Source organism: Carboxydocella sp. JDF658 (assembly GCF_002049395.1).
Classification (GTDB): Bacteria; Bacillota.
Genome location: NZ_BDLR01000044.1, coordinates 1 through 10011, shown reverse-complemented (window position 1 = coordinate 10011; position 10011 = coordinate 1). Strand labels below are relative to the sequence as shown.

Genomic DNA, 10011 nt, shown 5'->3' with positions numbered 1-10011 from the left:
CTGCTTCACCAATGGATAATAGTTCCATTTTTTTATTGTAGCAAAACAGTTAAATACAATCAATTATAGTCTAGTTTTCTGAAGCTGCTGCTTACCTCCTTCGTGGGAATTGCGAGTATATTCTCGTAAAAAATATGGCTGGGGAAGCAGGAATATGCCTGTTTAATCCAGCCATTTCAGCAGACGGGGATTTGGGTCAAGGATAGATTGATACTGCTTAATATTGCCGAATTTTCCTTCCGGATCCAGAGTCAGATAGCGGTGGTACTTAGCTATGCGATCCACCGGGCGGGCCCAGCCATAGTGCTTGATTCTGATAGCTGAGGCCAGGCCTGGTAACTCCGTGATATTTCTGGGAAAACGCCCGCAGTGCAAGGCAGTTTCCTGCCAGACATAGGGGAAAGAGGGAATATATCTAACCAGAAAGGGACGATAGGTCAGGTGGGCCTGCCAGTATTCATCTTCCCGGTAATGGTCTTCATCCCACATATCATAGAGGCGGAAGGCAATCCAGTCATATTCAGTCTGATTTATTAAGCTGGAAAACTCGCTATATATACGGTCTTCGAAAACTTCATCGGCATCTAAAGCCAGGATCCAGTCAGGCTCAGTCTTGATGGTTTCCAGCCACTGTTGCTGGCGTAATACGATTTCATTGTGAAAGGAAGATTGGGATCGGCGAATCAGTTTTAAAGGGATACCCTGCAAGATTTTTTCACAGAGCTCCGGGGTTTCATCTTCGGAACCGTCATCAATTATTACGGCAGTATCAACCAGCGGGCGGGCCTGTTCTAAAACCCGGGCCAGATAGCGATTGGCTTCGTTACGTACCACCATGGAAAGGGTAACGCGGTTGTTGCTGTTTTTTCTTTGCCAGCCGGGGCGGGGGAAATTCCAGAGGGGCTGGTAGCTTTTTTTATATTCCTCAATTCGGGCCATGTCTGCTTCCCGGTAAAGGTGCAGGGCGGGAAACTGGGTATCTACATAGAGAGGGAAACCGAGAACAGCAGCCCGGATGCAGAAATGACGATCTTCGCCCCAGTAATCCAGATTGGGAATAAAATTAAAATTAACCCCGGCTGTTAGAGCCCGGTGGGAGATGAGGGTACAGGCCCCCAGCCCGCCCACCTGGTAAAGGCCGGGAACTTGCAGTCGTCGGAGAAATTCAGGACTTAACTGATACTGTCCCCTTTCCCAGACCTGGGGAAGGCGAGGTGTCTCCGGTTGCCAGCAGGTCCAGAAAATCTCCGAGACGATGTCTTTTTCACAGAGATAGAGATGCCGGAGGGTTAAGGGATGGAGGATTAGGTCGCTATCCACCAGAAAGACATGGGTGTATTCTTTTTCCAGTGCAAAATTGAGAATAAAGTTTTTTAAACTGGCTACAAATTTAATCAGCTCATCATTCCAGTGGTGAGTGGTAGTATTACAAAGATAAGGGGTGGAGTTGGGCGGGACCTGAGCGTAGAAGTAGGTAGAACCTTCCCGGCGAAAACCCTGCAGTAACTGGCTGGAGAGAGGATCATCATTGTTATCAATGAGGAGGAAATCGGCGGTTAAACCGGTCAGATCCAGCTCCTGCAGGGAGCGCAGAAACTCTCGTAAAATAGCAGGTTTTTGCCGAATGGGACTGGCAATCAGAATCATAGCCATCCTTCTTCCTTCCAGAATAAACCAGAGAGCAAAGACCAGCAGGGGTCGGGACTGAAGACAGCTCCCAGGGCCAAATAGATAACTGCCTGGTAGCAGGGCAAGGCTTGCTGCTCCAGTTGCTTTAATGGCAAGAAGGCTTTCTGGTAAGCCAGAGACATAATATAGTAAAGTACCAGCCGGGTATCGTGCTGCCAGTTCAGGAATTGCAACAGGCGCAAACAGGAGTCAGGAGTATAAAGACAGAACCACTCATCCTGCCAGAGCCGGGGATGAGTCTGAGCCAGCTCTAGCAATCTTGTCAGGGGATAGAGATAAGTCGGCTGGCTCTGGAGGGCCGCCAGATAATAGCGAGCAGCCATGGCAGGTTGCTGACGGGCCAGCGCCATATCCCCCCGGGCCTGCTGGATTTGGGTCCGGGCCTCCGGACAGCCCCTGGCTGCCAGGGTCAGCAGGGTTTCCGCAGCAGCATAATTATTTTGTTCCAGTTCCTGCAAAGCCAGGAGCAAATAAAGCTGAGGAGCCAGGGGGGCGTATTTTTCAGCATCAGCCCAATTGCCCAGCAGAAAATGGCAGTAACCTGCCCGCAGGGCCAGGTCAGGTAAGTAACCGGCACCGGTAGGGATGACTGCCAGGGCCTGTTCAAAATAATGCAGGGCGGTACGGGGATTAGCGGCGGTCAAATACTCACATCCCAGACTGTAAAGCAAAAAAGGGTCCTGCTTGTTCTGGGTCAGGGCCAGCTGGATTACCTGCTGGTTACGCTGACACTTTTGTTTTTGCTGGATTACTGCCGGGAGATAACCGTAATGGTAGATGGTGAGGGGAGCCTGACCAATGGCCTCCTTGCCGGCATGAGCGGCTATACTGGGCAGTACTTGTTCGTGGATTACCCCGCTGAAACGATAGTGAGGCCGGTTACGAAAAAGGCGGACAACCAGGTCCTGGCTGCGATACAGCCAGTTGTCTGGCTCATGCAAGTTAATAACCGGCAGGTAGAAGCCTTCATACAGACTGCCAGGCGCAGTCAAAAACCGCTGCAGCTGTTCTCTCCCCTGATGGATTAAAACCTCGTCGGCATCCAGCACCAGAATCCAGTCACCCCGGGCCTGCTCCAGGGCAAAGTTACGGGCCTGGCTGAAATCATGGGTCCAGGGACAGGAAAATAGGCGGGCAGAGAAACTGGCGGCAATCTCCAGGGTCCTGTCCGTAGAGCCTGTATCAACGATGATGATTTCATCCACCAGTTCCTGGACTGAGGTCAGGCAGCGGGCCAGACAGTTTTCCTCGTTTTTAACAATCATGCAAAGGGAGAGCAACATAATCAATCACCTCCGGCAATTAATGGGAGGCGATTCAGCCAGTACTGGCTGAGTTCCTGATAAAACCTGGCTACTTCCAGGGGAGGACTGGCAGCCAGCAGCCTGTTGCTGATTTCAATCATCCCTGTCAGAGCTGCCTGCCAGGCCAGCTCACGTACGGGGAAATTTTGTTGTTCATTGAGCCAGTTAGCCAGTCGTAGAGCCGGTTCCGAACAGCCGAGCCGACATAGGGTTTGATAAACCTGGACCGCTAAGTCCCTGGCAATTCCTTCCCCTGAAGGAGAAACGGATTGTTGCTCCAGTAGCCAGTTCAGGAGGGAAGCGTTAGCCTGGCCATCGGGAATGGAATTGAGTTCGGTCAGAATGGGAGTCAGTTCTTGCCGGGAGAGATATGCTGCCAGACAGGACCAGATGAGAGCAGCAGGACGCCGGTGATTCTTTGCAGGTATCTGCTGGAAATAAGCCAGGGCCTTGCTAAACTCCCCTTCCAACATGGCCGCTTCTCCCATTAACAGGAATTTATCAGCCAGTGCCACACAGGAAGTATTCTCAAGCAGTAAATTGAGAGCAGCAGTCTGAAAATGTTCCAGGAAAATCCGGCAAACCAGCAAGGTGGCTGCTGGGTTATTGAGGTTAAAATGGTAGTATAACCAGCGCAGGACGGTCAAACCATCAGCCAATTCCAGCCAGCAGGTTACCAGTTCCTTCAATGCTGGAGCGAAGGTAGGGTTATCCAGCAGAGCTTTAGTCCAGGCGATTACGGCCTGCCAGTGCTGTCGTAAAGCCCGGTAGGAAAGACCAAGATAGTAGAGACTGCGAAAACCGGTTACTCCCGCCCTGCTTGTGCCCCCGAAAGCTGGCCCGGTCCGGGCAAGAGCTGTCTGAAAAGCGCTGGCGGCCTGGCGGTGGTCGTCCAGAGCCCGGTAGCAGAGACCAAGGGCATAATGATAGTCGGGAAAATCGGGGTAGACCTTGATTTCAGCTTCCAGCATATTAAGGGCTTCCTGCCAGCGTTCCAGGGCGCTTAAACACTGGAAAGCGTTCATAACTGTAGCCGTACGGAACAGGATGACAGCCGGGGGTATTTGAGCCAGGGCCAGACTGAATTCTTCCCAGGCTGCTTGATAGTTTCTGATATAGAGATACTCAACTCCTAGATAATAGTGATAATAGGGATTGTCAGGCTGAGCAGCCAGGGCCCGCTGGAGGAGGTCAAGATTGCGCTGGTGCTTGTTCTGGCGGCGTTCCGGGAGATAGCCGCTATGAATAATCAGTGGTCCCTTGCTGGCAATTTCCGTTCGATAACCGGTCGGAACCGTGATCTGCTCGTGGATCTGACCCTGAAAGCGCATCCAGGGGTCCTGGCGAAAAAGACGCAATACCCAGGAGAGATGCCAGTCTGAGCCATCAGGAACCAGGAGATTTTTTACAGGTAATAGATAGGCGTCTACACCACTGGCATTAGTTACCAGTTGGGGTAGAAAGGCGGCTGATTCAGGCTCCAGGTATTCATCGGCATCCAAAACCAGAATCCACTCACCCCGGGTTTGATCCAGGGCAAAATTACGGGCAGCGGCAAAATCATCCTGCCAGGGAAAAGTATAGATTTTATCGGTAAAGCGGGCGGCTATGGCCCTGGTGTCATCAGTGGAACCGGTATCCACCACAATTATTTCCGTAACCCAGGGCTGAGCAGAGCTGAGACAGGTGGCCAGGGATTCAGCCTCATTGCGTACGATTAGGCACAAACTGATATCAGCCATAGCTTACACCTCAATTAGACAGGCTTCGATCCGGGCCAGCAGCTGAGCACATTCCTGGTGCTGGGGGTTTATTGCCAGTTCAGTACGCAGGACGGAGAGAGCCAGCTCCTGGTAAAGGCGGGCCAGTTCCCGGGCCACTCTAGGTTCATTGTAGCCCTGTTGATAGGCCTTGACCATAAACTGTTCGGCTTCCGCCAGTTTACCCTGTAACCAGCAACTTTTGGCCAGCAAATATTTCAGATACGGGTCCGGACTCTGACTGACCAGCTGCCGGGCCTGTTTTTCTGCCTGAGCTCCCCAGCCCTGTTGCAGGTATAATTCCACCCAGGCAAGATCGGGCTCCGGTGGCAACCAGGGTTTAAGCCGTTTCCTGGCTTGCCAGAATTTTTTCAGCTTTTGGTACTCTGCAATTTGGACCAGCAGTTCCCAGGCAGCCTGCTGCCATTCGCCTTCAATAGCAGCAGAGCTGGTTGGCGGGAGATAGCCGTAAACCAGCAAGTGCAGCAGACAGGCAGTCGGGGAAAGGAACTGCTGCAAATTGCGGAGAGTTTGAAGGGCATGTTTCCGGTGACCATAAACCCAGTACCAGAGGATAAGGTGGTATTGAGCCGACAGAAAAAGGGAACCAGCCGGGGAAAGGCGGCCAAACAGAGATTGGGCGGCCAGGATATTACCCAGTTTCAGCTGACAGAGGCCAGCTAACCAGATGATATTCTCAGGACCGTCCTCCAGCTGGCTTAAAGCTTGTTCAAAACAGGCAAGGGCCAGCTGATAAGCTTTTTCATTGAATAACAGGCGGCCCAGTAACAAACGGGCAGAGGGCTCGGAAAAATCAAAAACCTTTTCCAAATCGGTCATAGTTTCCTGTGGATATTTGCGCGGTTCCAGAATGGCAATAATGCGGGCTAAAGCGGGAACCAGATTGGGATTGTGTTGAAGGGCAGTTAAGTAATACTTGAGTGCCCCTTCCCGGTCCTGAAAATATTCAGCCAGTTCTCCCAGATGGTAATTAACTTTATCCACCTGGCAGCTGTACACATTGGCATAAAAGGCTGGCTGGGGTGGCAGTTCCAGACATTGACGAAAGCTGGTTATAGCCAGGGCCGGTTGTTTGAGCTCCTTTAAAACCAGTCCGTGGATAAAATACAGATCTCCCTGTTGGGGAAAGAGAGGACGCCATTCTTGCTCAATAAAATCCAGTAATTCCTGATAGTTTTTTAGATGTAAAAGACAGGAGGCAATGTAACGGTAAAGCTTGGGGGCATAAAGTGCCTGGGGAGCAAGCCGGGATTGAACCAGGCGGAACTGGGATAACGCTTCAGTATATTCTCGGGCGCGGAAATATTCCACTCCCAGGTGGAAACGGTTCAGAAGATGATCAGGGTTACTGTCTACTTCTTTCAACAGTAAGCGTAAATTGCGCTGCCGTTTGTCCTTGTTTTCGATCTCTTCATCCAGATAGCCATAGTGATAAAGCACTATATCTTCAGCAATTTCGATTTTAGCGGTAGGATTGACGGCCAGGATGTTGTCACAAATTTGTTCATGTACTGCCCCGGTAAAACGGTACTGGGGCCGGTTGCGGAAGAACCGGAATACCACATCAGCAGCTGTTAGCACTTCTGAGCCGGAATTGAAATAATTAATGATTTTCAGCAAATAACCTTCAACTTCGGTAGCTGAAATTTTGTTGCGCAGACAGGCAATACTGTCAGGATGCAGCTCTTCATCACCATCAATAACCAGAATCCAGTCCCCTGTGGCCTGTTGCAGGGCGAAATTGCGCACCTGACTGAAATTATCCTGCCAGGGCTGGATATATATTTTTTCCGTAAAACGGCGAGCGATTTCTAATGTGTTATCGCTGGAACCGGTATCTACGATAACAATTTCCTCCACTGCCGGTTTAATGCTGGACAAACAGCGTTCCAGGTATTTACCTTCATTTTTTACTACCAGGCAGGCGGTGATGGTAGGATTGTTCATTTCTATCCCCCCTTTGCCTAAAACTATATTATTGTTTAAACCAAAGAAAGTTGCAGAAAAAGGTAACAATTTTTTTGAGCTTATCATAGTGTATATCAGCTATCTGATTAATTAGGGAGTGAAAGGTATGCCGAACTATAAAGTTTTTCAGGATAATCCTGATTCACTAAAAATCAAGATATTCGGCAGCCAGAATCAGGCTATTAATACTGATAACTCTGGTAGTATAGTTATTACTTCAACGGGCCTGGCGGTTACCGGAAGTATTAATGTAGGTACAGTCACAGTCACTTCTACGGGATTGTCAGTGACTGGTGCAGTAGATGTAGGCACAGTAACTGTGACCTCGACGGGCCTGGCGGTTACCGGAAATATTAATGTAGGGACAGTCACAGTAACTACAGGATCAGGACAACTGGCCGTTTCTCTAGGTACTGGTCTGGTCAATGTCTCAATGAATAATCTGGCAACTACAGATGTTACAGAAGTAATTGCCAATAATGTTTCTGTTACTGCCAGCGGCGCAACTGCCAGGCCGATTCTGGGTTACAATACCTGGACATTTGCTGTCAAAAACAGCTCTACGGTGGCAAATGCCCAGGCGGTTGTTCAGCTACAACTTAGCGCAGTGGGAGCTGATGAGTCCGACTGGGTCAATGATGGTAGTCCGGTCACTCTGAACCAGAACAGTGTGGCTTTTTTGGTTGGTTCCTACCAGGTCAAATATGCTCGAATTTACTACCGGGCTGTGGATGCTGCCAGTGCTGTAACCTTAAATATAACCTATCAGGCACAGGTTTAGAACCTAATTTAGATAGGGCACTTTGTCTGAGCAGACAAGTGCCTGTTTTCATGTTTATCCGGGTCAGGATACAGGTTTTTATTAATATGGTCACTGGTGGTGAATAGCCAATGCTATTGTATATACCGAATGTAATTGCTAATACTACTGAAAATTCCACCGGCCCGGTAGAAATCAGTGGCGCAAGTACTGTTACGGTTTTTCTCAAAAACCAGGGCCTATTCCCGGTTATCTGGTGGCTGGAAATCAGTCCGAATGGAGAGGATTTTCTCAGGGAAAATGCCCAGACTTCGACCAATCCGGGCTGTTTGCAAAGGCTTATCTTATCCACTCCCGCTCCCTTTCTGAGAGTGAAATATAAGACAGAGTTTTGCCAGACCAGTTTTGATTTGTGGATTTATTACTTCTGATTGGGAGGGTAGAATATGAGCAAGTATGCCAATTACTATCCCAATGAGTTTAGGGTCCAGGTTTACGGAACCAATACCTCCCAACCGCTGAAAACCGATAACCAGGGGCAGTTGATTATAAAAAAAATTATTGAACCCATGAATGTTATTCAGGTACCTGTTTTTGTTTCACAAAAACTACAGGGTGTGCAGGTAACGGGCATACCCCAAAAATGGTTGCAGCAGGATGTAGCTACATTGCGTGAATATAGTTATCTGTTGCATAATGTAGGCAGTGTCACTGTAGTAGCTACTTTGCTGATCGCTCCGGAGAGCACCGGTCCGTGGGTAACGGATGGGTTGGCCCAGGTACTTGAACCCGAGAAAGCTAAGGTGATGAATCCAAACTTTTTCTTGCGCTACCTGGCGGTGGAGCTGGTAAAAATTGATAATCAAGGTCCGGATGGAATCGTGGATATATATTTTCAAGGTCATAGTTAAGAAAAAGAAGAATCGCCCCTGGCAACAGGAGCGATTTTTAATTACTTTGTATTCGCCAGGCTCAACCCGGGCAAACTGCAACTTAACTACAACTGCCTCAAAAAAGCCACCAGGTCCTTTTTCTCCTGATCACTCAGCTTCAATTCCAGCACCAGGTTGAAGAATTCCACCGTATCCTCGATGGTCAACAATCTCCCATCATGCAGGTAAGGTGGACTATCCTTTAATCCCCGTAACGGGAAAGTCTTGATAGGCCCTTCCGGACGGCCTTCATAGAAGCGCTCTACCTTCAGATCATGGGCCAGATTGTCGGTATAATAGGGAGCGGGATGGCACTTGCTGCAGCGGCCTTTGCCGAAGAAGATCTGCTCTCCCCGCAGTTCTGCTTCAGTGGCTTTGGCTGGATTGAGGCGACCATATTCATTCAGCTTGGGTGCGGGTGGGAAATCCAGCATGTTAATAAACTGGGCCATGTGCATTACCTGTTCCCGGGACAGGGGATTGATGCCCTTTTTGGCAGCAGCTACATGGTCGCCATCAAAATAGGCGGACCGCTGTTCAAATTCGGTGAAGTCCTCGACGGAACGCAGGGAACGCTTGGAACCGAATAGCTGCTGGATAAAGGTGCCGCGCAGGCTGGGAGTATCGATACGGAAACGGGCTTCCTGGGGCCGGTTGTCAGGGTTAAGATGGAATTGACCGGTGGTGTGGCCATTAACATGGCAATCAAAACAGGAAACCCCCTGGCTGGGCTTTTCCGATTTGCGGTCATCGGTAGCATTGAACTGTTGCTGGGGAAAGCGGGTGACTAACAGGCGCAGGCCTTCCAGCTGGACGGGGGTGAGGATGTCCTTGAACAGCTCATAAAAATTGTCCAGGGTAATGACCTGTCCTTTGGACACGTCTCCCAGTTCCGGTCTGGTGGTAAGAAACATGGCAGGCGGAAATTCGGGTAGATAAGCATCAGGCAGGTCGAAATCCACATCGAAACGGGTCAGCTCGGGAAACTGTTTTAACTGCACGGGGGGAAAGACCATACCGCCATTGGCCGGATGGGGATGGGGCAGAGGCAAATAGGGGAAAAGTCCTTTTTTCTTGATTTCCTCCGGGCTCATCTGGGCCAGCTCCTGCCAGGTCAGGCCCTTTTTCAGTCTGGCGGTGGGGCCCACGGGAATGGGTTTGCCCCGGGACATGGTAACTTCTTTGGTGGTTTTACCGGTGAGGTTATAGCGTTCTTCCAGCAATTTGCGCTGCCGGGCCATGACTTCCGGCTTTTCTTTTTTCTCCTTCTCCATGACCTCCTTGAAATTGCTGCGTTTCCAGGACCAGACATTTAGGGCTTTGCTGCCCGGGGTCAGAAAAGCCAGAGCTGCGGCCAGGAAGCCGATAGCCAGGATGCCGGCAGTTACTTTTAGTAAAAATCGTTTCAAACTGCGATAAGCCAGAAACATAAAACCCCTCCCTTCGGACAATTTCCCTAACAATTTATGTCCGCCAGGCAGGGGATATGCGTTGAACATCATTTTAATTTCAACAGGTTTTTCTTTTTCTCAGCATGTACTCGTAAAATCCCCCACATTCCCGCCTCGACATCCCAG

The 10011-nt window shown here is 49.8% G+C and carries 8 protein-coding genes; 3 read left to right on the top strand and 5 right to left on the bottom strand.

Annotated elements, in window-relative coordinates; genetic code table 11:
* Positions 1–162: 162 nt before the first annotated feature.
* The 4 genes from JDF658_RS08040 to JDF658_RS08025 are packed head-to-tail and all read right to left on the bottom strand — an operon-like array spanning position 163 to position 6721.
* Positions 163–1653, bottom strand: a complete 1491-nt coding sequence (locus JDF658_RS08040) for a glycosyltransferase family 2 protein (protein WP_200805657.1) — start codon at positions 1651–1653, stop codon at positions 163–165.
* Positions 1644–2972, bottom strand: coding sequence for a glycosyltransferase family 2 protein (locus JDF658_RS08035; protein WP_079907129.1), 1329 nt, complete (start codon positions 2970–2972; stop codon positions 1644–1646). Before JDF658_RS08035 ends, JDF658_RS08040 begins: the two co-directional genes overlap by 10 nt.
* A gap of 2 nt (positions 2973–2974) precedes the next feature.
* The gene (locus tag JDF658_RS08030; protein WP_079907127.1) at positions 2975–4735 is read right to left on the bottom strand and encodes a TPR domain-containing glycosyltransferase; all 1761 of its coding nucleotides are present in this window, start codon (positions 4733–4735) and stop codon (positions 2975–2977) included.
* Positions 4736–4738: 3 nt separating this feature from the next.
* The gene (locus JDF658_RS08025; protein WP_159446591.1) at positions 4739–6721 is read right to left on the bottom strand and encodes a TPR domain-containing glycosyltransferase; all 1983 of its coding nucleotides are present in this window, start codon (positions 6719–6721) and stop codon (positions 4739–4741) included.
* 127 nt (positions 6722–6848) lie between these two features.
* Here JDF658_RS08025 and JDF658_RS08020 point away from each other — a divergent pair, with 127 nt between their 5' ends.
* From JDF658_RS08020 to JDF658_RS08010, 3 genes are all read left to right on the top strand, one after another.
* On the top strand, positions 6849–7523 hold the full coding sequence (locus JDF658_RS08020) for a DUF6385 domain-containing protein (protein WP_079907123.1): 675 nt from the start codon (positions 6849–6851) through the stop codon (positions 7521–7523).
* Positions 7524–7633: 110 nt separating this feature from the next.
* Positions 7634–7933 (top strand): DUF6385 domain-containing protein, encoded by a 300-nt coding sequence (locus JDF658_RS08015; RefSeq protein WP_079907122.1) that lies wholly within the window; start codon positions 7634–7636, stop codon positions 7931–7933.
* Between the two features lie 15 nt (positions 7934–7948).
* Positions 7949–8413, top strand: coding sequence for a DUF6385 domain-containing protein (locus JDF658_RS08010; RefSeq protein ID WP_079907120.1), 465 nt, complete (start codon positions 7949–7951; stop codon positions 8411–8413).
* Between the two features lie 86 nt (positions 8414–8499).
* Here the strand turns inward: JDF658_RS08010 and JDF658_RS08005 are convergent, their stop codons facing one another.
* The gene (locus JDF658_RS08005; protein ID WP_200805656.1) at positions 8500–9864 is read right to left on the bottom strand and encodes a hypothetical protein; all 1365 of its coding nucleotides are present in this window, start codon (positions 9862–9864) and stop codon (positions 8500–8502) included.
* Positions 9865–10011 lie beyond the last annotated feature (147 nt).